The 26,081-nt window shown below is 49.4% G+C and carries 27 protein-coding genes; 8 read left to right on the plus strand and 19 right to left on the minus strand.

Annotated features, from left to right (window positions below):
- Position 1 precedes the first annotated feature (1 nt).
- The 14 genes from uvrB to K6T22_RS13420 all read right to left on the minus strand — a co-directional run bounded on the left by uvrB (position 2) and on the right by K6T22_RS13420 (position 15,816).
- The gene (uvrB, locus tag K6T22_RS13355) at positions 2–1,969 is read right to left on the minus strand and encodes an excinuclease ABC subunit UvrB (RefSeq protein ID WP_238237738.1); all 1,968 of its coding nucleotides are present in this window, start codon (positions 1,967–1,969) and stop codon (positions 2–4) included.
- A 206-nt stretch (positions 1,970–2,175) separates the two neighbouring features.
- A complete protein-coding gene (locus tag K6T22_RS13360) occupies positions 2,176–3,339 on the minus strand; it encodes a PDZ domain-containing protein (RefSeq protein ID WP_238237739.1) in 1,164 nt (387 codons plus the stop codon).
- 22 nt (positions 3,340–3,361) lie between these two features.
- Positions 3,362–4,786 carry a S41 family peptidase gene (locus K6T22_RS13365; protein ID WP_238237741.1) on the minus strand — a complete coding sequence of 475 codons (1,425 nt, stop codon included), beginning with the start codon at positions 4,784–4,786 and terminating at the stop codon, positions 3,362–3,364.
- A 94-nt stretch (positions 4,787–4,880) separates the two neighbouring features.
- Positions 4,881–6,272 carry a M23 family metallopeptidase gene (locus tag K6T22_RS13370; protein WP_238237742.1) on the minus strand — a complete coding sequence of 464 codons (1,392 nt, stop codon included), beginning with the start codon at positions 6,270–6,272 and terminating at the stop codon, positions 4,881–4,883.
- A 40-nt stretch (positions 6,273–6,312) separates the two neighbouring features.
- A complete protein-coding gene (ftsX, locus tag K6T22_RS13375; RefSeq protein ID WP_238237744.1) occupies positions 6,313–7,212 on the minus strand; it encodes a permease-like cell division protein FtsX in 900 nt (299 codons plus the stop codon).
- Positions 7,202–7,888, minus strand: a complete 687-nt coding sequence (gene ftsE / locus K6T22_RS13380) for a cell division ATP-binding protein FtsE (RefSeq protein ID WP_035410018.1) — start codon at positions 7,886–7,888, stop codon at positions 7,202–7,204. Before ftsE ends, ftsX begins: the two co-directional genes overlap by 11 nt.
- Positions 7,889–8,082: 194 nt before the next feature.
- A complete protein-coding gene (cccB, locus tag K6T22_RS13385) occupies positions 8,083–8,454 on the minus strand; it encodes a cytochrome c551 (RefSeq protein ID WP_201247400.1) in 372 nt (123 codons plus the stop codon).
- A 115-nt stretch (positions 8,455–8,569) separates the two neighbouring features.
- On the minus strand, positions 8,570–9,439 hold the full coding sequence (locus K6T22_RS13390; protein ID WP_023469242.1) for a YitT family protein: 870 nt from the start codon (positions 9,437–9,439) through the stop codon (positions 8,570–8,572).
- 97 nt (positions 9,440–9,536) lie between these two features.
- Complete coding sequence (locus tag K6T22_RS13395; protein ID WP_238237745.1) at positions 9,537–10,040, minus strand: GNAT family N-acetyltransferase; 504 nt, start codon at positions 10,038–10,040, stop codon at positions 9,537–9,539.
- Positions 10,040–10,807 carry a class I SAM-dependent methyltransferase gene (locus K6T22_RS13400; RefSeq protein ID WP_238237746.1) on the minus strand — a complete coding sequence of 256 codons (768 nt, stop codon included), beginning with the start codon at positions 10,805–10,807 and terminating at the stop codon, positions 10,040–10,042. Before K6T22_RS13400 ends, K6T22_RS13395 begins: the two co-directional genes overlap by 1 nt.
- A 60-nt stretch (positions 10,808–10,867) precedes the next feature.
- Positions 10,868–11,968: a peptide chain release factor 2 gene (prfB, locus tag K6T22_RS13405; RefSeq protein WP_023469245.1), complete on the minus strand. Its 1,101-nt coding sequence runs from the start codon at positions 11,966–11,968 to the stop codon at positions 10,868–10,870.
- A 68-nt stretch (positions 11,969–12,036) separates the two neighbouring features.
- Positions 12,037–14,556: a preprotein translocase subunit SecA gene (secA, locus tag K6T22_RS13410; RefSeq protein WP_238237747.1), complete on the minus strand. Its 2,520-nt coding sequence runs from the start codon at positions 14,554–14,556 to the stop codon at positions 12,037–12,039.
- 216 nt (positions 14,557–14,772) lie between these two features.
- Positions 14,773–15,336 (minus strand): ribosome hibernation-promoting factor, HPF/YfiA family, encoded by a 564-nt coding sequence (gene hpf / locus K6T22_RS13415; RefSeq protein WP_035410035.1) that lies wholly within the window; start codon positions 15,334–15,336, stop codon positions 14,773–14,775.
- A 279-nt stretch (positions 15,337–15,615) separates the two neighbouring features.
- Complete coding sequence (locus K6T22_RS13420) at positions 15,616–15,816, minus strand: cold shock domain-containing protein (protein WP_035410038.1); 201 nt, start codon at positions 15,814–15,816, stop codon at positions 15,616–15,618.
- Between the two features lie 251 nt (positions 15,817–16,067).
- On the opposite strand from K6T22_RS13420, the gene K6T22_RS13425 reads away from it, so the two are divergent.
- The 8 genes from K6T22_RS13425 to K6T22_RS13460 all read left to right on the plus strand — a co-directional run bounded on the left by K6T22_RS13425 (position 16,068) and on the right by K6T22_RS13460 (position 23,086).
- The gene (locus K6T22_RS13425; protein ID WP_029342501.1) at positions 16,068–16,574 is read left to right on the plus strand and encodes a competence protein ComK; all 507 of its coding nucleotides are present in this window, start codon (positions 16,068–16,070) and stop codon (positions 16,572–16,574) included.
- A 108-nt stretch (positions 16,575–16,682) separates the two neighbouring features.
- Positions 16,683–18,536 carry a hypothetical protein gene (locus K6T22_RS13430; RefSeq protein WP_238237748.1) on the plus strand — a complete coding sequence of 618 codons (1,854 nt, stop codon included), beginning with the start codon at positions 16,683–16,685 and terminating at the stop codon, positions 18,534–18,536.
- A 15-nt stretch (positions 18,537–18,551) separates the two neighbouring features.
- Positions 18,552–18,842 (plus strand): EscU/YscU/HrcU family type III secretion system export apparatus switch protein, encoded by a 291-nt coding sequence (locus K6T22_RS13435; protein ID WP_029342503.1) that lies wholly within the window; start codon positions 18,552–18,554, stop codon positions 18,840–18,842.
- The gene (fliS, locus tag K6T22_RS13440; RefSeq protein ID WP_238237749.1) at positions 18,839–19,231 is read left to right on the plus strand and encodes a flagellar export chaperone FliS; all 393 of its coding nucleotides are present in this window, start codon (positions 18,839–18,841) and stop codon (positions 19,229–19,231) included. The genes K6T22_RS13435 and fliS (K6T22_RS13440) overlap by 4 nt, the downstream gene beginning before the upstream one ends.
- Positions 19,228–20,118 (plus strand): flagellin N-terminal helical domain-containing protein, encoded by an 891-nt coding sequence (locus tag K6T22_RS13445; RefSeq protein ID WP_238237750.1) that lies wholly within the window; start codon positions 19,228–19,230, stop codon positions 20,116–20,118. The genes fliS (K6T22_RS13440) and K6T22_RS13445 overlap by 4 nt, the downstream gene beginning before the upstream one ends.
- 13 nt (positions 20,119–20,131) lie before the next feature.
- Positions 20,132–20,572, plus strand: a complete 441-nt coding sequence (locus tag K6T22_RS13450; RefSeq protein ID WP_029342506.1) for a YaaR family protein — start codon at positions 20,132–20,134, stop codon at positions 20,570–20,572.
- A gap of 24 nt (positions 20,573–20,596) precedes the next feature.
- Positions 20,597–21,259 carry a DUF2225 domain-containing protein gene (locus K6T22_RS13455; RefSeq protein ID WP_238237751.1) on the plus strand — a complete coding sequence of 221 codons (663 nt, stop codon included), beginning with the start codon at positions 20,597–20,599 and terminating at the stop codon, positions 21,257–21,259.
- Between the two features lie 87 nt (positions 21,260–21,346).
- Positions 21,347–23,086, plus strand: coding sequence for a sensor domain-containing diguanylate cyclase (locus K6T22_RS13460; protein WP_238237752.1), 1,740 nt, complete (start codon positions 21,347–21,349; stop codon positions 23,084–23,086).
- A gap of 49 nt (positions 23,087–23,135) precedes the next feature.
- Here K6T22_RS13460 and K6T22_RS13465 read toward each other — a convergent pair whose 3' ends face one another.
- From K6T22_RS13465 to K6T22_RS13485, 5 genes are read right to left on the minus strand one after another with little or no spacing between them, the layout of a single operon-like run.
- A complete protein-coding gene (locus K6T22_RS13465; protein ID WP_169738097.1) occupies positions 23,136–23,312 on the minus strand; it encodes a hypothetical protein in 177 nt (58 codons plus the stop codon).
- Positions 23,313–23,339: 27 nt separating this feature from the next.
- A complete protein-coding gene (locus K6T22_RS13470) occupies positions 23,340–23,726 on the minus strand; it encodes a hypothetical protein (RefSeq protein WP_231496899.1) in 387 nt (128 codons plus the stop codon).
- Positions 23,690–24,058, minus strand: a complete 369-nt coding sequence (gene fliS, locus K6T22_RS13475; protein WP_035410054.1) for a flagellar export chaperone FliS — start codon at positions 24,056–24,058, stop codon at positions 23,690–23,692. The genes K6T22_RS13470 and fliS (K6T22_RS13475) overlap by 37 nt, the downstream gene beginning before the upstream one ends.
- Before the next feature lie 16 nt (positions 24,059–24,074).
- On the minus strand, positions 24,075–25,643 hold the full coding sequence (gene fliD / locus K6T22_RS13480) for a flagellar filament capping protein FliD (RefSeq protein ID WP_238237753.1): 1,569 nt from the start codon (positions 25,641–25,643) through the stop codon (positions 24,075–24,077).
- A 17-nt stretch (positions 25,644–25,660) separates the two neighbouring features.
- Positions 25,661–26,017 (minus strand): flagellar protein FlaG, encoded by a 357-nt coding sequence (locus tag K6T22_RS13485; RefSeq protein ID WP_029342512.1) that lies wholly within the window; start codon positions 26,015–26,017, stop codon positions 25,661–25,663.
- Positions 26,018–26,081: the final 64 nt, after the last annotated feature.

Consider the following 26,081-nt stretch of genomic DNA (forward strand, 5'->3'; position numbering starts at 1 on the left):
CTTAGGCACCTGCTTTCAATTCTAATATGAGATCGCGGAGCTCGGCAGCTCGTTCGAACTGCATGTCCTTCGCCGCTTGACGCATCTCTTGGTCGAGCTGTTCGAGTAACGTTTCGCGCTCCGGTTTTTTGAGTTTGTTGAACTTCTCGAGTTTTTCGACGGTATCGTCGCTCTCGATCGTCGTACTGATGACACCACGGACATCTTTTTTGATTGTCTGCGGCGTGATGCCATGTTCTTCGTTGAATGCCATCTGAATCGCGCGACGCCGTTCCGTCTCATCGATTGCTCGTTGCATCGAATCGGTGATTTTATCGGCAAATAAGATGACGTGTCCTTCCGAGTTCCGTGCTGCCCGACCAATCGTCTGGATGAGCGAACGGTCCGAGCGGAGGAAACCTTCCTTATCGGCATCGAGAATCGTTACGAGCGAAACTTCCGGAATATCAAGTCCTTCTCGGAGTAAGTTGATCCCGACAAGGACATCGTACTTCCCGAGCCGTAAGTCACGAATGATTTCAATCCGTTCAAGTGTCTTGATCTCCGAGTGCATGTAGTTGACCTTGACGCCATTCTCTTTCAAGTAATCGGTCAAGTCTTCCGACATCTTCTTCGTCAACGTCGTGACGAGGACACGCTCATTTTTCGCCACGCGATCGCGAATGTTATCCATCAAGTAATCGATTTGTCCGGTAATCGGATGAATCTCGATTGTCGGATCGACAAGACCCGTCGGACGAATGATTTGCTCAACCATCTCTTTTGAATGTTCGAGTTCATACGGTCCAGGTGTCGCCGAGATATAAATCGCCTGACTGACCTTTTCTTCGAACTCTTCAAACCGTAGCGGACGGTTGTCTTTTGCTGACGGTAAACGGAAACCGTGATCAACGAGAACTTGTTTCCGCGCCTGGTCGCCATTGTACATCCCGCGAATTTGCGGCAACGTCACGTGTGACTCGTCAGCAACGAGTAAGAAGTCTTTCGGGAAGTAATCGAGCAATGTGTACGGTGTTGCCCCTTCCGGCATCAAGTTCAGGTGACGTGAGTAGTTCTCAATCCCTGAGCAATAGCCCATCTCACGCATCATCTCAAGGTCATAGTTCGTCCGTTGTTCGAGTCGTTGTGCCTCAAGTAACTGATTGTCTTCACGTAACTTCGCAAGCTGAACTTCAAGTTCCTTCTCGATGTTCGCGATCGCCTTCTGCAGACGGGTATCCCCCGTCACGAAGTGGGACGCCGGGAAGATCGAGATGTGCTCACGATCCGCGACAATCTCACCTGTCAACGGATCCATATCGCGAATCCGCTCAATCTCGTCACCGAAGAACTCGACCCGGACACACTGTTCGTCGCGTGACGCCGGGAAGATCTCAACGACGTCTCCTCGGACGCGGAACCGTCCACGCTGGAAGTCGATATCGTTTCGCTCATATTGAATGTCAATCAAGCGACGAAGCATCTCGTTACGCCCCATCTCATTGCCGACACGAAGTGACAAGACATGGTTATTGTATTCTTCCGGGTTACCGAGACCGTAGATACACGAGACAGAGGCAACGATCAAGACGTCCTCCCGTTCGAACAAGGCGGACGTTGCCGAGTGACGCAACTTATCGATTTCATCATTAATCGAAGAGTCCTTCTCGATGAACGTATCGGTCGACGGAACATACGCCTCCGGTTGGTAATAATCATAAAAACTAACGAAGTACTCGACCGCGTTGTTCGGGAAAAATTCCTTGAACTCCGAGTAGAGTTGTCCCGCTAGTGTTTTGTTGTGGGCAAGGACGAGCGTCGGTTTCTTGATTTCCTTGATGACGTTCGACACTGTGAACGTTTTCCCTGTACCGGTCGCCCCAAGCAACGTCTGATGTCGTTCGCCTTGTTTTAGCCCAGTCACCAATTTTTCGATTGCCGTCGGCTGATCACCGCCTGGCTCAAATGGTGAAACGAGTTCAAAATCCATCGTTTGCTTCCCCCTCATCACGTAAAAAATCTATTTTTATTGTACCACTTTACGAACAAACATTCGATTATGAAGTGCTCCTTTTAGGAAGTTACCCTTTTTTTCGAAAATGCAAAAGTTTCTTTTTGCTCCGAGTGTTGAGGATCGATTTTTTCACCTACACAAAAAATCCCCATCACGGATGTTCCGTGACAGGGATGTACGCTTTAATGCAGGGATCGAACCTTCGTACGACTATGAACTGGCTCGTTCACGAACAGGATACCGAGCTCATGATGATCTTGTTCATAGAAGGCACGTTGCGCAAAACGGATGTCTCCGTTGTGGTTCATGACTTCAAGACGCAAATACGGCTTGTGTTTTTGAATCGCTTCGTAGAACGACGCTTCCGAGTCGACCTTCTCACCGTTGACTTTATAGATGGCTTCACCCGGAATCAAGCCCATCTCGGCAGCCGGTTTATCAGGAAGTGTTCCGAGAATGACCGCTCCACGCGTTCCGTTGAGGAACAACGGTGTCTGCGCCCGGTTCAAGCGCTTGACCCGTTGATGCAACAGAATGTGCAGGACGAGCAATAAGAGGATGCCGTACAGCCATTCAGCTTGCCCCGTGACGTACGCAAGCACCGTCAATAGAATCGCAACGAGACTCGTGATCAAACGGCCTTGGACGAGTGGACGTATCAACTCTTTCGGCAACTTACCGGTAAAGAGGAAGCTAAAGCCAATCGGTAACCACAGAATGACCGGAACGAGTTCCGGGAAGCTGTAGCGTGGCCACCATGTTTCAAGCACGTCGCCCGGAACGAAGACGAGCAACGGCAAGAGCCAAAGCTTATTCGCTGACAAGCCACCGATGAACCGACCGCGCTTCGAGACGACGAGTGACGGTGACAGGCGTCTTTGCCCTCGCCACCAGACGAGGAGACCTTCAGCAACAAGCGTTAACGTCGCAAGTAATAAAATCATTTTCGGCTCAACGGCTCGAACCGGATCAAGACGTGCATCCATTACGAACCAGCCAGCAAGTCCAAGCAAGACGATTGGCCAAAGCGGTACGTTCAAGCGAACGATGCCAATCAACAACAACACGCTTGAGAGTCCTAGTAACAACAGAGCATATTGCGGAGTCACCGTTAATCCAAGCCATCCGCTGACGACGGACAAGACGAGACCAACGAGTAAACCCGGTAAAAGTGTTTCGAGAACATCGCTTCGTTTTCCGTGTGTTCGGGAGCGGAACAGACCGCGTTCCCGTTTGACACGCCGGATGCCGATGACCCAACTGACAAGGAGTGCTAACCACAAGGTCGGACTGGCGATGAGACTAATCGCGGTCCAACCAATATCATCGAGTAATTCCAAGCGCATTCAGACCTCTTTCCATTCCTTATTATTGAGCAGCGACCTCGAGTGCTTTTTTTCGCTGGACATCATTTTTGTCGTCCTCGAGTTTCTTCAGGAGACGTGTCTCCATCTCACCCGCCGTCTGCTGATCGATTTTTCCAGTGACCTCAAGCTTCGCATCCTTTTGCAAGGCTTCGACAGCTTGTTTCATCGTGTCACCAAAATACCCTTCCTGTCCTTTTGGCTCGTAACCGATTGCTTCGAGAACCAGATGAGCGTTTTCGACCGATTTACCGTAATCGCCGACTGCGAGTGACTTTTGATCAGTCAAAATCTTCGTCACGTTGAAGTAAGCCGGTTGTTTGACTTCAATCGTCGGCTTGACTCCTTTTTTGTGAATCCAGTTGCCGTCCGGTGTCAGCCATTTGTTCGTCGTTAACTTCAAATCGCTACCGTCCTTCAGGTCGTAGGCACTTTGAACGATTCCTTTACCGAACGATTTCGTTCCGACGACTTCAGCTCCTGCTCCTTCTTTCAGACCGGCTGCCAAAATCTCGGACGCGGACGCTGATCCGCCGTCTTCGAGAACGACGATGTTATAAGGTTTCTTCTCGTCTGCCTTCCCGAATTCCTGCTGACGCTCCCCTTTATTGTTCTCGACTTGATAAATTGGAACGTCCTTCGGAATGAACGGCGCAATCATGTCTGAGACAGCCGTCAGGAGACCACCTGGGTTCCCCCGGACGTCGATGACAAGTCCATCGATGTTCTGACTCTCGAGCTTCGCAAGACCCTTCTCAAACTCTTCTGCCGTCGGTTCTGAGAACTGTGTCACTTGCAAGACACCGATCTTCTTCCCGTTAACGTCTTCCGTCGACGTATAGACCGTCTCAATCGGAATCGTATCCCGTTTGATCGTGATGTCCATCGCGTCTTGACCACTGCGCTGAATCGTCAGAACGACGTTCGTTCCTTTTTCACCACGAATTTTTTTGACCGCCTGATCCGTTTTTTGCCCTTTCGTCGACTTACCATCGATTTCTAAGATGACGTCGCCTGGCTTGATACCGGCTTTTTCAGCGGGTGACCCTTTGATTGGCGAGACAATAACGATCGACTCACCTTTTTGTTCAAGCGTTGCGCCGATCCCTTCAAACGAAGACGACAGATTCGTATTGAACGATGCCGTCTCCGACTCATCCATATAGACCGAATACGGGTCGTCGAGCACTTCCGCCATACCGGATAACGCACCGTCTAATAATTCTTTATCCGTCACGTCCTCTAGATAGTTCTGTTCGATCATTTGACGCACCTGATCGACTTTTTTCCAATCACCCGTCGCATTCGCAGACGACGATGATGTCGAGACGGAATCCGTTCCGCCAGCCGCTAACATCCCGACAGCACCTGCCCCTAAACCAAGCCCGAAGGTACTGACCGCGATGACTGCTGTTGTAGATTTTTTCACGCTTGATTCCCCACTTCCATTAAAAAACGCAGTATTTTTTTCAGTATAGCAAAAAAAGATAGGTTACCCTATCTTTTCGGTATTCTATGGGATGTCAAAAGATGTACGGTGCCGGATCGACTGCATTCGGTTGTCCGACCGCCCACTCTCCCTTATGCAATTCGAAATGCAGATGCGGTCCTGTCGACCAACCGGTTGAGCCAAGCGTACCGACCGTCTGACCTGGCATAACCGTTTGACCCGCAGACACACTGATTGAGTCAAGATGCGCATAAACGGTCGTATAGACTTGTCTATCGATCAAATGCGTCACCATGACGACATTTCCGTAACCGGTCGCACTACCTGCACGCAGAACGATACCACCTGCCGCCGCATGGATCGGTGTTCCTTTTGCATTGACGAGATCGATGCCTGTATGAAGCTCCGGTTTCCCTGTCAATGGATTGTTCCGTGGTCCAAATGGTGACGAGACATAGCCTTTGACCGGTAAGTGGAACGGTCGGCTGACATCAACATCAGCGCTCGTATCCGGTGTTGCAGTAGGCGCCTCGACTTCAGGAACCGACGTCTCCGTTTCCGGTGTCTCTACTTTCGTTGACTCTTCTTGGTTCGCTTTCGCTTCTGCCGCGCGTGCAGCTGCAGCGGCTTCTGCTTGACGTTTGGCTTCTGCAGCCCGTGCCGCTTCTTCCGCTTTGCGTTTCGCCTCTTCTTTTGCTTTACGTTCTGCTTCCTGCAGAGCAATCAATTCGTTTTGAATCAGGCGGCGCTGATCAGCCAGGATTTCTGCTTCCTCGGCTTTCGAGAACTGCTCTTGTTGCAGTTCCTTGACCTTCGTGTTCAACTGGACGACGAGCTTTCGCTTCAGCTCAGACTCGGCAATGATGCGCGTCTGAAGCACGAGCAACTTTCGTTGTTCCTGTTTCAGGCTTTCGAGCAACAATGCCTGTTCAGAACGTTGTTCGTTCAGTTGTTTGACGTTCGCCTTATAAGCTTGTAAGACATTATCATCTTGTTTGATGATCTCACTGACCGTACTGAAACGCGAAATCAGATCACCGAAGTCCTTCGCGTCGAGCAAGACCTCGATGTATTTGACATCTCCTTTTTGCTGGACGGCACGCAATCGGCTTCCGAGCAAATCCTCTTGCTGGTGCAGTTCCTTTAGCGTCTCGGAAATCGCTTCTTCCGTCAGACGCAATTGTTCTTTAGATGCAGCAACAGCCGCTTGTTGATCGGCTATTTTAAGCGCTAAATCATCCAAACGGCTGTTGACTTCATCCAGTTGCGCACGGGCTTCCTTGCGCTCCTGTTTCGTCAAGATTAACTTCTCTGATGTCTGATTCTGTGATCGTTCCGTCTCTTTTAGACGGCTTTCGACCTCCTGTTGTTCCTTCAGCAAATCTTCTTTCGACGCGGCATCAACGGACACACTAGTTCCAATCAAAGCTAAGCTCAGGACGGCAGAATAGAATCGGACTTTCATGAGAAGCATCTCTCCTCTATTTTATTTTTGAGTGACTGATTTAAATCTTCAAGAAACGACCGAGTGATGTCGTTGATCCCCATACACCGATGAATGCACCGAGTCCGAGCAGGATCAAGACGACTTGTGCCGACAGTTCACCTGGTGGAATCAGCGAGAAGATTCCCGCATTCACAGTAGTTAGTTGGGGTTGGATCGCGTTGTAGGAGACTTCGTAACCGAAGTAGACGACGACGATCGGGATGATGGCACCTAATATGCCCATCAATAATCCTTCGACGAAGAACGGTGCACGGATGAATCCGTTTTTCGCTCCGACGAGGCGCATGATCTCGATTTCCCGGCGACGAGAGAAGATCGTGACTTTGATTGTGTTCGAAATGAGGAACATCGCCATGAACGTCAATCCGACGATCAGGATGATTCCACCGATCCGAACTCCTTCAAGGAAGTTAAACATCTTTTTAACATAGTCCTTACCATATTCGACACTATCTACATTTTCCATTTTTTTGATGGAATTTGCAAGTGTTTCTGTCTCTTTTGGTGAGGTAGCTTTGACGATATATCGGTCGTGAAGAGGATTATCCTTTTCAACCGACTGATAGGCTTGTGATCCTTCGCCAAGTTGCTCCTTGAAGCGGTCCAGTTCTTCTTCTTTCGAACTATAACGAACAGAGTTGACACCCGGCATCTGCTTGAGGGAATCACCTACTGAATCAATCTTCGACTGGTCTGCTTCTCGTTCGACGAACACTTGGATTTCGACGTCTTTTTCGACGTTATCGGAAATCTTGTTGACGTTGAACATGAGCATCGCGAATATTCCTACGAGAAGTAACGTGACGGTAACGGCACTGACAGAAGCGAATGTCATCCAGCCGTTCCGGACGAGACCTTTTGCCCCTTCCCGTAAATGACGGAATCCATTAAACTTCATAGCCGTACATTCCTTTCTCTTCGTCTCGGACGATTTTTCCTCCATCGATCGCTAAGACACGATGACGCATCTTGTTAACGATGTCCCGGTTGTGTGTCGCCATTACGACCGTTGTCCCACGGCGATAGATCTCTTCGAATACTTCCATGATCTCCCATGCTGTATCCGGGTCCAGGTTTCCAGTCGGTTCATCGGCGATGACGAGTGACGGACGGTTGACGATGGCTCTCGCGATCGAGATCCGTTGTTGTTCGCCCCCAGATAATTCGTCCGGATAGTTGCGCTCTTTATGCTTGAGCTTGACGAGATCGAGTACTTCGAGTACTTTCTTCCGGATTTGTGCTTTGTCTTCCCCTACGACTTCTAGTGCAAAGGCGACATTTTCATAAACCGTCAGTGACGGGAGTAATTTAAAATCTTGGAAGATGACGCCGATTTGGCGACGAAGTTCGGGGATTTGACGGTTTTTGAGCTTCCCGACTTCGATTCCTTTAAACAAAAATGAACCGCTCGTTGGTTTCTCTTCGCGGTACATCATTTTCATGAATGTTGATTTACCCGCACCCGACGGACCGACGATATAGACGAATTCGCCTTGATTGATCGTCAAATCGACCTCACGGAGTGCCGTGACGCCGTTCGGATAAATCTTACTGATTCGTTGCATCTTGATCACGTACTTCACATCCTTACTTATTTACTGATGCTGAATGGATAGGTCTAAAAACCTACCGACCACCATTATAACAGGGACAAAATTGAACGCACATTACAATCAAATGTCATTTCAGGCGATTATACCACAAAAAAGAGGCACGAATGACGAACACATGTCGTGTGTGTCATCTCGTACCCCATCATATCCCATAATTATTTTTTGTCAGCGAGCCAGTCGGCAACAGCGACGATTTCTTCATCTTCTTTTAGGAGTCCAGCAGGCATTTGCCCTTTCCCGTTCTTGATGATTTCTTGGATTTCCTCTGAAGAATATTTCGAGCCGACCTTCGTCAGGTTCGGTCCGACGTTCCCTTCAAGGTTGTTCCCGTGACACGATGCACAGTTGTTCGCGAAGATTTTTTCCGCGTCGACTGCCGTCTCTGTCTTCGACGAATCATCGTTCATCGTCGACTCTTCCTTTGTGCTTGACGAATCGCTAGAGCTTGAATCGTCACTACCGCCACATGCTGCGAGCGCAAGTGTCGTCCCTAACCCTAACGCGAGTAACAAGTTTTTCAGCTTCATCCGGATATCCCCCTCTTGTAAGTATCTACGTAAACACTTCTGACCTAGTTAGAGTATAACCGTTATCCGGAAGAGTTAAGCGTGATTTCACAAAAACTTCACGAGTTCGGAACAATTACGGCACATTCCGATAGCGTTTGTCATCCGTAAAACCGAGTCCAAGGACCTCATGCGCCTCACTGACGACGAGGAATGCCGACGGGTCGATGTGTTTGACGATCTCTTTAAGCGTCGTGATCTCCCCTTGCCGGACGACGACCATCAGCATTGGTTTGCGCGTCCGTGTGAATGCGCCTGCCGCTTCGATTTCGGTCGCGCCGCGATCGAGCGTCTCGAAGATTTCCTTGACTAGCGCTTCTCGCTGATCAGAGATGATATAGGCAAGCTTGTCGTTCGTGATCCCGAGCTGGACGACGTCGATCATCTTGATCGTGATGAACAAAGCGACGAGTGCATACAATCCAATTTCAAGCGAGAAGATCGTCGCCGCACTGATGACGATCGTTCCGTCGAGCAAAGCAATACACAGATGGAGCGGCAACTTCGTGAAGCGATGCAGGATTTGGGCGATCAAGTCCATCCCACCAGTCGAAGCACGCCCTCGGAAAATCAGACCAAGTCCGATTCCGACACCGGCACCACCAAAAATCGCAGCAAGCATCGGATTCATCGTCGCTGCCGGAACGTCGAACCGCTCGTACACGAGGATAACTACTGGTAAGAAGATCGAACCGACGAGTGATTTGACGCCAAAGCCCATCCCGAGGATCATCCAGCCGATCGCGAGTAAAACGACGTTTGCGACGAGCTGGAATAATCCGGGTGAGATCCCAAACAGATCGTTTAAGACGATCGATAAGCCACTGACGCCACCAGAGGCGAGTTGATTCGGTGCTAAAAATAAACTAAAGGCACTTGCGACGAACAAGGACCCAATTAACAAATACGCATAATCGCGCACGACTTCCTGACGTGTCGATGTCATGACATTCCATTTCCCCTTATCGATTGATTCTCGTGTTTCATTTTAGCGGAAAAGTCAGACAACGACTAGATAGGCGGAACAACTCACAGTGTTCCCTTTATACCGCACTAAAGGGCGGACTGTAGCGGACGATTCCATTCACGCCACGCAAAGCGTTCCGTTCGAGCGCAAGAACGAGGAAGACTTCCGGTGGGACCGGGAACGGTGGCTCGATGCCGTAGTCGATCGCCCGTTCAAAACCGAACTGTGGATAGTAACTGTCGTGACCGAGCACGACGATGTGTGATTCGCCAGCTTCCCGCGCATCCTCGATCACTTGGCGGATCAACTCGGAACCGATTCCTTTACGTTGCCAGACCGGCAACACGCCGACCGGCGCTAAGGCAAGCGACGGAATGTCATCGATCTGGATCCGGCTCAACAGAACATGACCGACGATTTCCCCTTTATCAGTCACCGCGACGCGACCGAAGACCGGTTGCGCCGCCTCGTCCTCACGTAACGCATCGACGAGGTTTGCTTCGTTCGGTTGCTCGAATGCTGCTTCATGGACAAGCCGGATTCCCGCTGCGTCCTTGAAGCCTTCTTTCCGAATAATCATCAAAGATTGCTCCCTTCAAGTGGTTTTGTTGCCAGGAGCGTGAACTCCGCCGGAATGTTCTCACCGTTCCATCCGCGATGCTCCTCGAATTGTTGCAACATAAATCGCGTCGCGATGACGTCATTTAGAATTTCACTCAGCGTAAAGTAACGGACCGATACGTCTGGAAAATCGACTTGTTCCTGATCCGTAAAGTGCGATTTGTACGCCAAGTCGCCTGTTTGTAACGCTTGATCAAAATAGCGCGGTCTATATGTCAAATCCGTATCAATCCAGCGCCCGACCGGATGAAAATCACTGAGGATCAACTGACCACTCGGCTTCAAGATCGTAAAGAGAATCTGTAAGAAACGCTCTAGATCAGCGAAGTAATGTAAGATACCGCCTTCTAAGTAGAGGATATCAAACGTATCACTGTATCGCGTAAGATCAATCGCATAGATATCACCAACGATGTACTCGATTTCCGTCTCAGCGTAGTGCGCCAGTTCAAGCGCGTACGTAGCATTCTCCTCTGAGATATCGAATACCGTGACGTCTGCTCCAAGTAACGCTAACGGAACAGCTTTGCGTCCATTTGAACCACAGATGTTCGCGATCGTCTTCCCCGCGACGTCTTCGAAATAATGCCGGTGTTTCTTCAGACATGCTGCTGGTTCTTGTTTGATGATTGCAGCATATTCTGACGGCGTTCCATCGCGTTTCTCCCAAAACTCATAGGCTCGATACTCCCACGCATGTTTGTTGACCCGACTTTGCTCATTCATCACTTTTCCCCCTTTGACGGTCAAAAAACCAGTCGAACATCGTCCGACTGGTTGGTTGTCTTACATATTCATGAGACGGAGGTACGCATCGATGAAGCCCATGATGTCACCATCCATTGCTCCTTGTGTGTTCCCGACTTCATAGTTCGTCCGGTGATCCTTGACCATGCTGTATGGGTGGAAGACGTACGAACGAATTTGGCTACCCCACGCGATATCCGATTTTTCACCACGGATCTCGTCGAGTTTCTTTTGTTGCTCTTCGATTTCACGTTGGTAGAGTTTCGCTTTCAACATCTTCATTGCCGCTTCACGGTTTTTGATCTGCGAACGTTCTTGTTGACATGAGACGACGACGCCTGTTGGAACGTGTGTGATCCGGACAGCCGAGTCCGTCGTATTGATGTGCTGACCACCGGCACCAGAGGCACGGTACGTATCGATCCGTAAGTCTTCCGTACGGACTTCGATATCGATGTCATCGTTGAATTCCGGCATGACATCACACGAGACGAACGATGTATGACGACGACCTGATGAGTCAAACGGTGAGATCCGGACTAAACGATGGATCCCTTTTTCGGCTTTTAAGTATCCATAGGCATTGTGCCCTTGAATACGAAGCGTGACCGATTTGACACCGGCTTCATCACCTGGTTGATAGTCCATCGTTTCGACTTTCCAGCCCTGCTTGTCGCAGAAACGTTGGTACATCCGGAGCAACATCGATGCCCAGTCTTGTGACTCGGTCCCACCCGCACCTGGGTGCAACTCGAGGATTGCGTTGTTCGCGTCATATTCCCCGTTTAAGAGGATTTGGAGTTCGAAGTCTTCGAACTTCTTCTTGAGGTCGCCGAGTTCTGACTCGAGCTCTTCTTGAAGATCCGCATCCGGCTCTTCCTTGATCAATTCGTACGTCAAAGCGACGTTCTCGTGACCTGCTTCAAGTTCCTTGTATTTGTCGACCATCGCTTTTAAGCCGTTCGACTCATCGATGACTTTCTGTGCCGATTCCTGGTTGTTCCAGAAGTCCGGATACGTCATCTCGTTTTCAAGTTCTTCGATTCGGGCAATCTTCGACTCGAGGTCGAGTGATGCCTTATATTCGTCGAGTTTCTTTTCCATCCACTCGGCGGTGTTGCGAATTTCTGCTAATTCCATGTGTTCCACCTTCTCTTTCCGTGAAAAGAGGCAGGAATCTCCTGCCTCTCTTTCAGTCGATTCATCACTTATGCCTGACGGCCGTGACAGTTTTTATATTTCTTACCGGATCCACACCAGCACGGATCGTTGCGTCCGATTTGGTCGTTTGGATTTTTCCGGACCGGTTTTTTCTTGACCGCTTTGTCTTCCTTACCAGAAACAGCGACTTCGTCTTGGACGACTTTTTCGCGTTTCAGGTTCGGGTCGAGATCCGCACGAAGGACGAATTGCGTCACTTCTTCAGCGATTGCAGCGTTCATTGCATCAAACATCATCGAACCTTCCGATTGGTATTCACGGAGCGGGTCGTTTTGACCGTATGCCCGGAGGTGAATCCCTTCACGGAGTTGATCCATCTGATCGATGTGGTTCATCCAGTGTTGGTCAACCGCACGAAGGACGATGACTTTTTCGAACTCATCGAATGCTTCGGCTGGTACTTCTGACCGTTTGTGCTCGTAGTGTGCGAATGTCCGCTCTTTGAGCAACTCGATGATTTCTTCGCGTTCTTTTCCGAAGAGGTCGCTTTCCGTGACCTTCTCTTCGATCGCAAGCGTTTGGTTTGCCCACTCTGCAAGCGCACCGATGCTCCACTCTTCCGGTACGAACTCGACCGGCGTATATTGATGGACGCCCGCTTCGATTGTTGATTCAATCATCGGACGGACGATGTCTGACACCGAACCAGCATCAAGAATCGCTGCCCGGTCCGCGTACATGACTTTCCGTTGATCCGCCATGACGTTATCGTATCCGAGGACTTGTTTCCGTGCATCGAAGTTATTTCCTTCAACGCGTTTTTGAGCGGATTCAACAGCACGAGATACCATCCGGCTCTCGATCGGTTGCGAATCATCCATTCCGAGACGATCCATCATCGACTGCAACGAGTCTGAACCGAAACGACGCATCAATTCATCTTCAAGTGATAGATAGAATTGTGATGCCCCCGGGTCCCCTTGACGACCAGCACGACCACGGAGCTGGTTATCGATACGGCGTGATTCGTGACGCTCTGTACCGAGAATGAAGAGACCACCTTTATCTAAGACACCATCACCAAGCTTGATATCGGTACCACGACCAGCCATGTTCGTTGCGATCGTGACCGAGTTCGCTTGACCGGCGTTCTCGATGATTTCTGCTTCACGCGCGTGGTTCTTCGCGTTCAAGACTTCGTGACGGATGCCGCGTTTCTTCAGGATGTTACTGAGCAACTCAGACGTCTCAACGGCAACCGTACCAACTAGGACCGGCTGTCCTTCGCGGTGGGCACGTTCGATTTCGTCAGCGACGGCAGCGAACTTCCCGTTCATCGTCTTGAAGATCAAGTCTGGCATATCGTTTCGGACGACCGGTTTGTTCGTCGGCACCGGTACGACATGCATGTTGTAGATGTTACGGAACTCTTCTTCCTCCGTCTTCGCTGTACCGGTCATCCCGGCAAGCTTCGTGTACATCCGGAAGAAGTTTTGGTACGTGATCGTCGCAAGGGTCATCGATTCGCGTTGAATCTCGACGCCTTCCTTCGCTTCGATCGCTTGGTGTAAACCTTCTGAGTAACGACGCCCTTCCATGACACGACCTGTGAACTGGTCGATAATCATGACTTCGTCTTCACGGACCATATAGTCGACGTCGCGGTGCATGACGGCATTCGCCCGGAGTGCGAGACTCAAGTGATGGTTGAGTGAGACGTGCTCGAGACCAAACAAGTTATCGATGCCGAAGTATTTCTCAGCCCGGTCGATTCCTTGCTCTGTCAACAGGACACTCTTCGTTTTGATGTCGACCGTGTAGTCTTCATCTGCTTTCATGATTTTCGCGAACGTATCCGCTTGCGAATAGAGAGCTGTCGATTTCTCAGCAGACCCTGAGATGATGAGCGGTGTCCGCGCTTCATCGACGAGGATCGAGTCGACTTCATCGACGACGGCGTAGTGGAGCGGTCGCTGAACACGGTCTTCTTTATACAGGACCATGTTGTCACGCAAGTAGTCGAAACCGAACTCGTTGTTCGTTCCGTACGTGATGTCACAGCTATAGGCTGCTTGTTTTTCCTGACGCGACATGCTTGAGAGGTTCAAGCCGACCGATAGACCAAGTGCCGCGTAAAGAGGCTCCATGATGTCACGGTCACGTTTCGCGAGATATTCGTTGACAGTAACGACGTGAACGCCGTTGCCAGCGAGGGCATTTAAATAAACAGGGAGTGTCGCAACGAGCGTCTTACCTTCCCCGGTCTTCATTTCGGCGATATCACCGTTGTGTAGGACATATCCACCGATTAACTGAACGCGGTAGTGGCGCATGCCGAGAACGCGTGTCGAAACTTCGCGACAGACGGCGAAAGCTTCCGGTAAAATATCATCTAAGTCTTCTCCGTTAGCGAGACGCTCACGGAATTCAACGACTTTTCCTTCGAGTTCTTGATCCGATAACGCACCGATTTGTGTCTCGAATGATTCCACAGCGTCTGCTGCTTTTTCGGCTTTCTTCAGGACACGTTTCGTTGGTGCAAATAATTCTTTTAGAAAATTAGCCATGCCTTACAGTCCCCTTACTTCGAACGATTCTTTGAACGAACAGAATTCCGAGATTTTTCCTTTATTCAGTGTACCGAATACGACGTCAAATTTCAACAAGCGGACCGAGGAGCGGTCTCGGTCTTTTGTCATAGAGCAAACGTACCTTGTTTAGAAATAGTTTTTCATCATATCAAAAAGGGACCCGCCCGTAAGAGCGAGTCCCTGTTGTATTCATTATTCTGGTTCAATCAAACCGTAACGACCATCCTTACGACGGTAGACGACGTTCGTGTTGCCCGTCTCTGCGTCTGAGAAGACGAAGAATGCGTGTCCGAGCATGTCCATCTGAAGAATTGCTTCTTCCGTGTCCATTGGTTTGAGTGTGAAACGCTTCGTCCGAACGAGTTCGAGTTCTGCCTCGTCCTCTTCATAGACAGGCGCTTCCGCTTCCGGTCCTTCGAGCGTTTTGAAGTACTCTCCGATGCCACCTTCTTTAGCGCGCCCTCTCCGGTTCAACTTTGTTTTGTGTTTCCGGATCTGACGTTCGAGCTTATCGACGACGAGGTCGATCGCTGCATACATATCGCCATTGACATCCTCTGCACGGAGCAAGAGGTTTGGCATTGGAATCGTCACTTCGACTTTTTGCTTCTCATTGTTGACTTTGAGATTGACATAAGCCGTTTGCGCTTCCGTAGGAGTTGTAAAATAACGAGTTAACTTTTCAAGCTTTTTCTCGACGTAATCCTTGAGAGCATCTGTGACGTCCAAGTTTTCACCGCGAATGTTGTAGATCATGTAAACTCCTCCTTAAGTAACCGGTTGAACCTATGAATTCGAGATGCTTCAGTCGTTTCCTTCTGAATATTCGAAATTCTTTGGTTCGTTTTTATTATAGCACGATAAGTGAAGGAATACCATGAAAACGATGACATTGTCATGAACGTTCCCATCGGTTCTTAGCGTACGATAATATTGAAGCATGTTGATGTTAACGTATATACCCGTTTCAATCGAATTCAAAACAAAAACCGCTTTTAGGCGAATAGCCTAAAAACGGTGGCGGCTGCTATTGGATTAGATCTTTGAAACGTTCGCAGCTTGTGGACCACGATCGCCTTCAACGATTTCAAATTCCACTTCTTCGCCTTCTTCAAGTGATTTGTAACCATCAGCTTGAATCGCTGAGAAGTGTACGAATACGTCTTTAGCATCAGACGTTTCAATGAAACCATAACCCTTTTCAGCATTAAACCATTTTACTTTACCTTGTTCCATTCGAATTCACGTTCCCTTCGCAAACCAGAGTTCGAGAGCAAGCTCTCTACGGCTTAGTCTATCAAAAGAAGGAATTATTGACAATTAAAAATTCTGATTAATTTGAATTCATTCCGAAAAATGAATAATATTCCCTACTTATTGGTCTATATTTTAAAAAATTACGTTGTCATTACAGTTGTATTATTGTATTATATCGTTAGTAATTACCTATTTTATCCATTGTCCTATCTTAAGGAGGATGTAGTCGAATGCGACCATTCCATAATGACGAAAAGTATCGAATCACGAAACGGACGGTGGCGATTCTCCCGTGCTACGACATGATGAAGCAATCCATCATCGTACTCGAGGATGGCTCGACCATCATGACACCGCTTCGGCCGTATCAACTACTGCAGCTTTCCTGCAGGCAATACAACAGTTCCATCGAGGAACGCATCGTGACAGCAAAACGTGTCGCATCTGTAAAAGGAAAAGTCCCAGTCGTCATTGAACCGACACTTGGCCTCGTGTTTTTCCCAACGAAATCACCGAAACGTGATGATTGCGAGTGGTACGCTTGGAGCCACATGTCCGAAGTCATCGAGGAAGACGGACAGACGAAGCTCAAGACTCGTAATGGCATGATCCTTCCCGTAAACGCCTCTCCTTACATCGTCCGCAACCAAATGAAAGCAACTGGCGAGCTGATGGCTCGTTATCAACAATTGAACGCGATGACATTAGAGGAACGCTTTAATGCAATCAAATCTTGAAGAGTAACCGTAAAAAAATCAGGGTTGGGCGATGAATTCGCTCAATCCTTTTTGGTTTCTGCCGATATATAATAAGATGAAAGTTTTAAAAAACAAGGAGGCTTCTCGATGAACATCCAATTGAACCCGGCACGTCCGGCGCAATCCCCTGGTCAGACGCCGCTTTCGGATACGAAGACCTATAAAGGAACGGTCCTTGAGCAGACCGGTCCGCATACGGCTCTCGTCCAGGTCGGTCGGGATAAGATCGAGATGACCTTCACAGGCGACGTTCCGACAGGTGATTTCCAGTTCAAGGTCAAAGGACAAACGGCAGAAGGTTACCTGATCGAACAACTGACTCCAGCGACACCGGACGCGGAGACGCCACCCGTCCTGTCTGTTCCATCAAACGTCGATCCAGCCTTACTCGAAGGCGTACCAGCGGAACTGAAACAAGCCGTCGCGAAGTTACTCGCAAGCGGTCAGTTGCCGCAAACTCCGGAAATCGTCGCCCAGCTCGTGACAGCACTTCAAGGAACATATAAGGATTTGGCACTCGAACTCGTGTCGCGACCAGACACGACGCTGCCTGCAGACGCCGACGTCTTAATCGCAAGTCTCCTTGCAACGACAGAAGACTATCCGGACGTCCTGCCGGAACGTGACGCTTTAAAGGAGCAGCCGACGTTCGAGAAAGCTGTCGCGCTTGACGTCGCTCGCGTCACCTTGCCGACGCAACGCGAGATCGAAACGGCGTCTCCACTCCACATCCGGCAATACATCGAACACTTACCAGCAGAAAAACGACCAGCACTCGTCGCGACGCTTGAACAAGGCGAGATTGAGACGGTTCGTAAACAACTGGCGCCCTACTTCCCGCAAAAGCAGCTTGAGCCGAAGATAAGTGTTCGCGAGCAATTGATTGGTCTGACGGCACGGGCCAGTCAACCGGAACCAACATCGGGGCAAACGGCACCGGTCCGCTCCGCCTTGACGCTCGTCCGCGAAGTGACGCCACGGCTCGCTGAGATCACGAATGATTTCAAGAGCCAACAACGAACAATCGTCTCGCAACTTCGCCAAATCGAACCACTCGTTGAGACACGTCCGGTCCAGATGGTCGCCGTCATCGAGAGTACAGCGCAACGCTTAAAACAAGTCTTCCAGCAAACCGATGCTTTACTGCATACGTCGATGAAAGACGAAAAACAGTTGATTCACTTCTTATCGAAACTCGAACGCGGCGCAGAACTGGCACTACTCGGACGCGGTACAGAAGCAAAAGCCGTCTTACAGGAAGTTCGGATTGCGTTTGAAGCCTTCCGTTACGCGCCAGCGAACGTGCGTCCGACTTACTTACCGGAGATGCAGGGACTACCGCCACAAGCACCATCGCTACCAGCGCCGATCGCAACAAAAGCTGTACCGTATGAGCCACAACAGAACAGTCCTCGCCTCTTGCAGGAGACCGTCCAAAAGACGTTGCAACTCCAGACGGCAGAACTGAAACTCAGTACACCAGCAGCGAATCCGGAAGCTGCCAAATTGCAGACGTTCCTTGCGGCGCAACAACAAGTCAATAAACCGGATAACCAACAACAGTTGAACCAAATTCTGCTCGCCTTACCGGTACAACTCGTCGAAGCAACGGCAGGACTACACGTTCACTTACAAAATAAACGTCCAGACGAAGTGATCGACTGGGAAAACAATACGTTGTACGTTCAGCTCAATACCCCACGTCTCGGAGAAATCGGTGTCCGGGTTGAGACAGTCAACCGGAAGATGCAGATCACAATTGAAAATGATTTCTCGGTTCTTGAGCAACTAGCGACCCCGTTCCTCGACCGAACGACGGACGCTCTGCAAGCAACCGGTTATCAGGACGTTCGGATTCAGTTCCGTCCATTCACGCGTGAGCAGGTCACAGAGACCGTCAAACAAGACGAGACACCACGTGGCTACGACTACCGTATCTAAAAAGGAGAGACCGCTATGTATCAGAAAATCGATTTAACCGGACGCAAGACCGCTGCTGTCCTCCGCTACGATGAAGCATCCGGTCAAGCACCGGTCGTCGTCGCTCGGGCAAGCGGACAAGCAGCGGACCGTATTTTGCAGGAAGCTCGCGCGAACGGAGTCGCAATCGAACACGACACTTCATTACTCGGTCACTTGCTCGACCTTGATCTCGGGACCGCGATTCCACCGCAACTGTATGACGTGATGGCTGAACTGCTCTTATTGATCGAAGAACTCGACAACGCGAAAGGACGGCAAACATGACAGAACAAGAACTCTACGCGATGACCCCACAACAGCTGACGGAAGTGATGTTGACGGGACTCGTCCTTCAATACGACCAAGCCATTCTCGCACGTGACGCAAACCGCTTTGACGAGGTGAACGAACGCCTACAAAAAGCTTATCAGTTACTCGACAAATTGCAGGCAGGATTACACGACGACGGCGGCATCATCACGGCACAACTGGACGCGCTCTACCACTATCTTGCCGAGCAGACGTTACAGGTCTATAAGACACCGAGCGTCTTAGACGAACTACTTGAACTAGCAGAAGATTTACGCATCACTTGGCAAGCGGCTCAGACCGATGAACGACCACTTGCGCGCGCCGTACATCATCAACGATACGAAGGGATGGAATACGAATGAGAATCACGAATAACGTTCAAGCCTTGAAGGCTTATCGCAATCTCAGCATCAACCAGACGAATGTCAAGACGACAATGGATAAATTGTCGAGCGGTCAGAAGATCAACCGGGGAGCGGACGATGCAGCTGGTCTTGCAATCTCGGAGAAGATGCGCAATCGCTTGAAAGCACTCGATAAAGCCGAACAGAACGTTCTTGACGGTGTCTCGATGATTCAAACGGCTGAAGGTGGTTTGAGTGAGACACATAACCTGTTGCAACGAATGCGTGAACTGGCAGTTCAAGCTGGTAACGGTACGCTCGCAACAGAAGACCGGACTGCAATCCAAGAAGAAATTAACCAGCTGACGAACGAGGTCTCACGGATTGCGAAGACGACACAGTTCAACGGCAAAGAATTGTTGAGTGGTAAGTTCAACGATGCCGATAATGCCCTGTTCATCCAAACGAACGCAGGAGCAAACGAAGGGATCTCAATTACGATTAACGACATGCAAGCCCTTGCGCTTGATATCAGTTCAACGACACAAGCTGATCCTTCAATTCGCCCGCTTGATTTCCCGAGCGGTGACGCACCGGAGTACGCCCTTAGCGTCATGACGGCAGCGGATGCAAACGACACAATCAGCCATTATACGAAAGCGATCGATACGGTCTCCCAGCAACGGGCACAACTCGGGGCAATCCAGAACCGCTTTGAAGCGACGTCATCCGTCCTCAGTGTCAGCGCCGAGAACTTGACGGCTTCAGAATCACGGATTCGCGATACCGATATGGCACGGGAGATGATGGAATACGCGAAGTTCAACATCCTCAACCAATCGGGTATGGCCATGATTGCTCAAGCAAACGCCCTGCCGCAAGGCGTCTTACAACTACTCAACTAAGGAGGCAGATCCGATGGATATCCGCCGCATCCAAGAAACGCAACGCCTACAATCGCTTAAAGGCGGTCCTCGTGAAGTCGAGGCGTCGACGACCTTCTCTGCCTTGATGCAGGAGAAACGCGACCACAAAGGCTACGAGCGTCTTCAACAGAAGCTCGCGCTCGTCGAAGAACATGGGCAATTGCTCGCTGAGAGCCAGACAATCGAGCACCTCGAAAGCTATAAAGAAAAAATCAAAGACTTCTTAAAAGATGCTCTCGACCAATCACAACAACTCGAAGAGAAGCGCGGCTTCAATCGTCGCGGTCGGACGAAAATCTATAAGGTCGTCGAACAGGTCGACGCGAAGCTTCTTCAGTTAACGGATACGGTCATCTCGGGTGAGTCGCGCCGTCTTGATATCCTCGACCAAATCGGCGAAATCAAAGGCATGCTCGTCAACGTCTTCGTATAATTCAGATTAGAGGAGTTCCCCTACATGCCAGACCTATATCTCAAAAAATGTACCTGCCCCTATTGCTTACAGACGACGGAAACGAAACGGGTCCTGTCACGACATATCCGTGTCGCTTCGACTGATTTTGATGGATTCACCCGCTATCAAGGCGTCAATGTCTATCTCTACGAACCGATTCAATGTAGCCATTGCCGGTTCTTTTTCCACGAGTCGTTCGGGAAGTTATCGTTAGACGTACGAGCGACATTGCAGGATCACATACTACCGACGCTTCCCGTCTTACCATTCGCTAGCACCGAGCGGACGATCGAGCAGGCGATTCAGCTCTATAAACTTTGCCTCTACACGGCTCAAGTGACGGAGCAAAAACCGGCAATCCAAGCGATGCTTGGTGTGCGTTTGTCCTGGTTACACCGTTTGACTGGTCAAACGGACGAAGAACAACTTTGGGCGAGTCGAGCAATCGAGAAGTATCTTCCGCTGTACGACAACTATACGTCCGTCAAAGAGAGCGGGATTCCAGAAGACGTCCTTCTGCTACGGATCGCCGACCTGTACGCCGTGACGAAAGAGAAAGACACGGCTCGCCTCTGGTACAGCCGCTTATTCCAAAGCAAGACGGCGACTGACAAAATTAAAAAAGACGCACGAATCCACTGGGAATGGGTGCAAGAGCAGGACTAATCCTTGTTCGTCATCAGACGAGACAAGGATTTTTTTCACCGCTCGTCGAAACAAGCAAACACACCGCTTCAGGAAAGGAGGTCTGTGATGCGACCGACGTTACCCATTGTTTACCTACTGATCAGCTACGGCTTGATGGTGCTCGTCAGCGGAACGCCATTCGTTCCACCCGTCGCGGTCCTTTCGACGCTACTCGGCGTTACTTTCGTCGCTGTTAAAGTCAGGTATTGGTTCTTCCCGAAACATCCGGAACGTTCAGTCGGCATCGCGATTCTCTTATTCGCCAGTGGACTCTGGATCAATTTCATCCTGACCTTCATTCCGCATCCACCGGAAGTCGATTCTGTTGCCAACTTGACTTTGACTGCCTTTTTGATTCTGACCGCCATCGCATTTTCCCGCTTGATCGACTGGTCATCGATCCGGCATGCACGCCTTCTCTACATCGATGGTGTGCTCTTGTTCGGCATGGTCTTCGTCTTCGGCTACACAGTCATCCTCAGGCACTTGCCGACGTTCGCGCGCTCTGACATCGAGTTCGTCGCCATGCTCGGCTATTCAATCAGTTTTATTGCGCAGTTGTTCTTTTTTTTGATTTTGTATGCGACGGGACTGCGCGGTCCGATACATAAGCGACTGATTCGCGCAATGATGTTATTCATCGTCGCGAATCTTGGTTATTATACATTTTTCATTCGTAATGAATTGACGTTTGCCGCCTGTTTCTTTCCGCTCTACGCTGTCAGTCTGTTTGATCTTGCTGTCTACTTCAGGGATGTGCCACCGAAACAACCGGCACGCGATCGACTCGGAAGACCCTATTTGCCGTATATTAGTTTGCTCGTCTTACTTGCCGGTGTGACGTTCTTACCGATCGCGCAGGATGTCTACTTCCCGACGCTAATTGTATTATTCTCGTTGTTTATGTTTCGGCAGTTTTTCTCCGAACGGCTCAATCGAAAATTACTAACGGAGCTCGAAACGTTCGAGGTTGACCTGACGCACCGAATCGATCGTCATACAGCACAACTGGAACTCCGAAAGGAAGAGTATCGCCGTCTATTCCTCGCTCACCCGCAACCAATCATTCGACTTGATGGCAATGGGCATGAGAAAGCGATGAACCCGGCGGCAGAACGTTACTTCCCACACGGTTACGTTCCTGATGCCTTAGTTGAGCAATTAATTGTGGCATTCTTAAAGCTCGAAACTGGTGAAAAACAACTCTTGATGCGACCCGTCGACGGTCGGACGTTCGAAGTAACGTTAATCCCGATTCCGGGTGAAGCTGATTTGTACGTCATCCTGTCTGACTTAACGGAAGCCTTATCGCAGGAGAAATGGTTACAAGAACTCGGCTATCACGACGCCTTGACGGCTCTTCCAAATCGCCGTTACTTCGAGGATCACCTTGGTCCACAGCTCGCAACACTGACGGAAGGCTCACTGCTATTCATCGATCTCGACGGCTTTAAGCAGATCAATGACCGCTACGGGCATGATGCTGGAGATTACGTTCTCCAGGAGACAGCACGTCGCCTGCAGCTCGATTTAACGCATGACGATTTGGCGGCACGACTCGGTGGTGACGAGTTCATCGTTTTCCTCGCTCGCAGTCGCGCGGAAACGATCACATATGCAGAAAACGTCCTCCTTCGCTTGAACGATCCGTTCTTTTTTGACGCAACAGCGATGCAAGTGACGCCGTCGATTGGTATCGCTCGTTACCCTGACGATGGTCGGACGACGAGTCTACTCTTGATCCGGGCCGATGAAGCGATGTATACCGTCAAGCAAGAAGAGAAGAATGCCTACCGCTTTAAATGAACGGCAAAATGCCCCGTCCAAGTAAATGGACAGGGCATTTTTCATAAGCTTATGACTCACGACGATATTTTTCTTCTTCATAGGCATCCGGTGCATCGGAGACAGGGCGTTCGAACTCTTCCCATGATTCCGATTCGACGTCCGGTTCGATGAACTGATCGTACGAGCCATCCGATTGGAAATACGGCTGCGGTACGGGACGCTTCTTGTCTTCCCGCTTGGTCACGAAAGATCCCTCCCTCACACAAGAAAGTTACTGACGAGAATCAAAATACGGTGAAAAACTATGATCGACTTCTTCGTACGGATCAACGTACGATTTACGACTCGTTTGCGTCTGACGTAACTGACTGATTTGTACCCCTAATTTAGCCGTTTCTGCTGATAATTTCAAGTCGATTTTCCGACTATCAGCGACGAGTTCCTGGATGACGGCTTGATTGGCACCGGCAAGTAGATTCGAGTGGGCGGCAATGAACGCTTCTCGTTCGTTCAAGAGACCTTGAATCTTCTCAATCCATTCGTCATACGTCTCTTCATTCGGCGTTTGATCAAGCAGTTCGATCAATCGTTTTGTCTTCAGGCGAAGCGGATCGAGCGGACTCATCGTTGCCGTGCGAGTTTCATCGCTTCTTTCCACGTCTCGCGGAATTCTTCGGCAAAGCCGATCACTTCGTCGATTGCAACGAGATCATTTTTAACATTCGCATCAATTAACCGTGTTTGCATGTAGTCATACAAACTGTTCAAGTCTTTTGACAGGGCAATCGATTGATTGAGCGTCAATTGTAACTCACTGATGATTGCTTGAGCTTTTTGGATATTCGTATTTTTTTGTTCAATCATTTTCTGTTCAATTGCTCGTTTTGCGAGCATCGAGAATTTGATTAATCCTTCATATAACATCAGTGTTAAGTCTTGAGGTAACGCCGTCGTTACCGAGTTCGTCTGATACGTAGCATAAGGGTTCATCGCGTTTCCTCCTTTTTTATCCTTGTCCGAGATAATTCGCAAGCGTCGCCGATTGACTATTCGCTTGGTTCATCGCTTGTTCCATCGCCGCAAATCGGCGATAGTAACTGTCTTCTTTTCGTTTTAGCTTGTCTTCCCATGTCAGCATGCTCTTATCGAGATCAGCGAGTGACTTTCCGAGGCGATAGGTCGTCGCAACTGCTCCATCACGTCCGGCAACTCCGGAAATCTTATCGCGAAGTGTTGTCGCGAAGCCCTGAATCTGACGGACAAAACCGTCAAGGCCATTTGGATTCAAAATCGTATTCCCTTGCGCATCCTTCGTCGGCTCCGGTGCATCAGCAGTAAACAGCTTATAGACTCCTTCCGGCTTTTCCTCAAGCATTTTCTTCAGCTTCGTCTCATCGATTTTCAGTTTCCCACCATCGCGGAAGTCACTCGTTGAGGTAATTCCGATTTGCGACATATACTGAAGTTGTATCGTATCTGTACCTGACGTATAGGAGTAACCCGTATCGATTTTTGAAGAGATCGCGCTCCGGAACTGATTCATACCGTCCTGTAAGTAACTATCGTTCTTCAGAACACCACTGATTGCTTTTTCTTCCCACTTCTTGACTTCATCCTCGCTCAGTTCCTTGCGCTGCGCATCCGTCAACGGCTGAAAATCACGATACTTTTCTTCACGGACTTTTTTGTTCATCTTATCGATGACATCATTGTATTTGTCGACGAAGTTCTTGATCGAGTCGAAGTTTTTCTGTGTATCGAGCGTCGTATTGATCGTTGTTGCCGTCGTCGCGACGTTGTTCAACGTGATCGTCAGACCGTTCTGCGTGAACGTATTCGTTGTTTGTTCGAGTTGTTGTCCACCAATCGTGTACTTGGCGTTCTGTCCTTCACGGCCGAATGTCGCATTCTCTGAATTGACCTTCGCAGTATTAGTCGAAGCATCTACGATAGAAATATCGGCTCCTGAGGGATTTAAGTTACCAGTACTCGTTTTCGTTAAGACGAATTTTCCTGTTAAATCATTAAAGACCGCGTTCATACCGAGACTTGTTTTACCGTTGATTGCCGCTGTTAAGTCCGAAATTTTTTGAGTCGCATCTAGCTGTAACGTCTCCGTCACGGCTACGCCTAAAGCATCAAATGTGTTGATTTGGACATTGATTTTTCCGTTCGCGTCTTTTGTGAACATTCCACTTTCTTCAAGGGTCGCATCGCTCTTTTTCCCGCTTGCTGCAACGATAGTTACGGATGCTGCACTGGCCAGCTGATCAATACTGTCAATCGTCACACTACCAGCTGATGCGGCTGGACTCGCCGTTACCGTCAATGCCGTCGGATTCGAGCTCGTAACGGTCTTCGATTGATAGTTCTTTGATAAGAGCATGTCGCTTGCCGCTGTTCGGAAATCAAGTAGCGCCCGGTTTATCTCCCGGTACGCATCGCGTTGCCACGTCAACGTCTGTTTCTTTTGCGATAACCGATCAACCGGCGCTCGCTCCGCCTGCATCAATTGTTTGATCATCGTTTCTGTATCTATTCCACTTGCAAGACCACTCAGTCGAATACCTGCCATCCAATCAGTCCTTTCGGTTAAATCCGTTTATCGATTAATTGATTAAATTCCATGAATGCCGCAAAAAAATCAAGTTCCTTTTTACTCGGAATTTCCTGCACGACGTTATTATTCGTATCAACGACTTGAATGTAATATTCGTTCAATTGTTCATGTTTAACGAACTTCAGTCCTGTCCGTTGAAGTTCAAGTTTGATGTTCGCTTGTTCCATCGCTGTTTCAAGTTTCGTAATGTGTTGGGGTGTCGGTAGAACGACGACTCCTTCTTCTGCTAACGCTTCCTGATTCGCTTCCACAAACACATTCCGTGTCGCTTCGTACGGTAGGACGTTCGAAGGCAGATGAAGGCGAATTTCCGTATTGATGGAATTCATAGTCGGTCACTCCTTATTTTGTTCTCTATGTAGTGTATCGGTTTAATCACTCAATTCTTTATAC

The organism is Exiguobacterium acetylicum (assembly GCF_022170825.1).
Lineage (GTDB): Bacteria > Bacillota > Bacilli > Exiguobacteriales > Exiguobacteriaceae > Exiguobacterium_A > Exiguobacterium_A acetylicum_B.

Coding starts and splice junctions, on each gene's coding strand:
- uvrB (WP_238237738.1), bottom strand. CDS start 1,969: ATGGATTTTGAACTCGTTTCACCATTTGAGCCAGGCGGTGATCAGCCG.
- K6T22_RS13360 (WP_238237739.1), bottom strand. CDS start 3,339: ATGCGCTTGGAATTACTCGATGATATTGGTTGGACCGCGATTAGTCTC.
- K6T22_RS13370 (WP_238237742.1), bottom strand. CDS start 6,272: ATGAAAGTCCGATTCTATTCTGCCGTCCTGAGCTTAGCTTTGATTGGA.
- ftsX (WP_238237744.1), bottom strand. CDS start 7,212: ATGAAGTTTAATGGATTCCGTCATTTACGGGAAGGGGCAAAAGGTCTC.
- cccB (WP_201247400.1), bottom strand. CDS start 8,454: ATGAAGCTGAAAAACTTGTTACTCGCGTTAGGGTTAGGGACGACACTT.
- K6T22_RS13390 (WP_023469242.1), bottom strand. CDS start 9,439: ATGACATCGACACGTCAGGAAGTCGTGCGCGATTATGCGTATTTGTTA.
- K6T22_RS13395 (WP_238237745.1), bottom strand. CDS start 10,040: ATGATTATTCGGAAAGAAGGCTTCAAGGACGCAGCGGGAATCCGGCTT.
- K6T22_RS13400 (WP_238237746.1), bottom strand. CDS start 10,807: ATGAATGAGCAAAGTCGGGTCAACAAACATGCGTGGGAGTATCGAGCC.
- prfB (WP_023469245.1), bottom strand. CDS start 11,968: ATGGAATTAGCAGAAATTCGCAACACCGCCGAGTGGATGGAAAAGAAA.
- secA (WP_238237747.1), bottom strand. CDS start 14,556: ATGGCTAATTTTCTAAAAGAATTATTTGCACCAACGAAACGTGTCCTG.
- hpf (WP_035410035.1), bottom strand. CDS start 15,336: ATGATCTACAACATTCGCGGTGAAAACTTGGACGTCACAGATGCTCTC.
- K6T22_RS13420 (WP_035410038.1), bottom strand. CDS start 15,816: ATGGAACAAGGTAAAGTAAAATGGTTTAATGCTGAAAAGGGTTATGGT.
- K6T22_RS13425 (WP_029342501.1), top strand. CDS start 16,068: ATGCGACCATTCCATAATGACGAAAAGTATCGAATCACGAAACGGACG.
- K6T22_RS13430 (WP_238237748.1), top strand. CDS start 16,683: ATGAACATCCAATTGAACCCGGCACGTCCGGCGCAATCCCCTGGTCAG.
- K6T22_RS13435 (WP_029342503.1), top strand. CDS start 18,552: ATGTATCAGAAAATCGATTTAACCGGACGCAAGACCGCTGCTGTCCTC.
- fliS (WP_238237749.1), top strand. CDS start 18,839: ATGACAGAACAAGAACTCTACGCGATGACCCCACAACAGCTGACGGAA.
- K6T22_RS13445 (WP_238237750.1), top strand. CDS start 19,228: ATGAGAATCACGAATAACGTTCAAGCCTTGAAGGCTTATCGCAATCTC.
- K6T22_RS13450 (WP_029342506.1), top strand. CDS start 20,132: ATGGATATCCGCCGCATCCAAGAAACGCAACGCCTACAATCGCTTAAA.
- K6T22_RS13455 (WP_238237751.1), top strand. CDS start 20,597: ATGCCAGACCTATATCTCAAAAAATGTACCTGCCCCTATTGCTTACAG.
- K6T22_RS13460 (WP_238237752.1), top strand. CDS start 21,347: ATGCGACCGACGTTACCCATTGTTTACCTACTGATCAGCTACGGCTTG.
- fliS (WP_035410054.1), bottom strand. CDS start 24,058: ATGAACCCTTATGCTACGTATCAGACGAACTCGGTAACGACGGCGTTA.
- fliD (WP_238237753.1), bottom strand. CDS start 25,643: ATGGCAGGTATTCGACTGAGTGGTCTTGCAAGTGGAATAGATACAGAA.
- K6T22_RS13485 (WP_029342512.1), bottom strand. CDS start 26,017: ATGAATTCCATCAATACGGAAATTCGCCTTCATCTGCCTTCGAACGTC.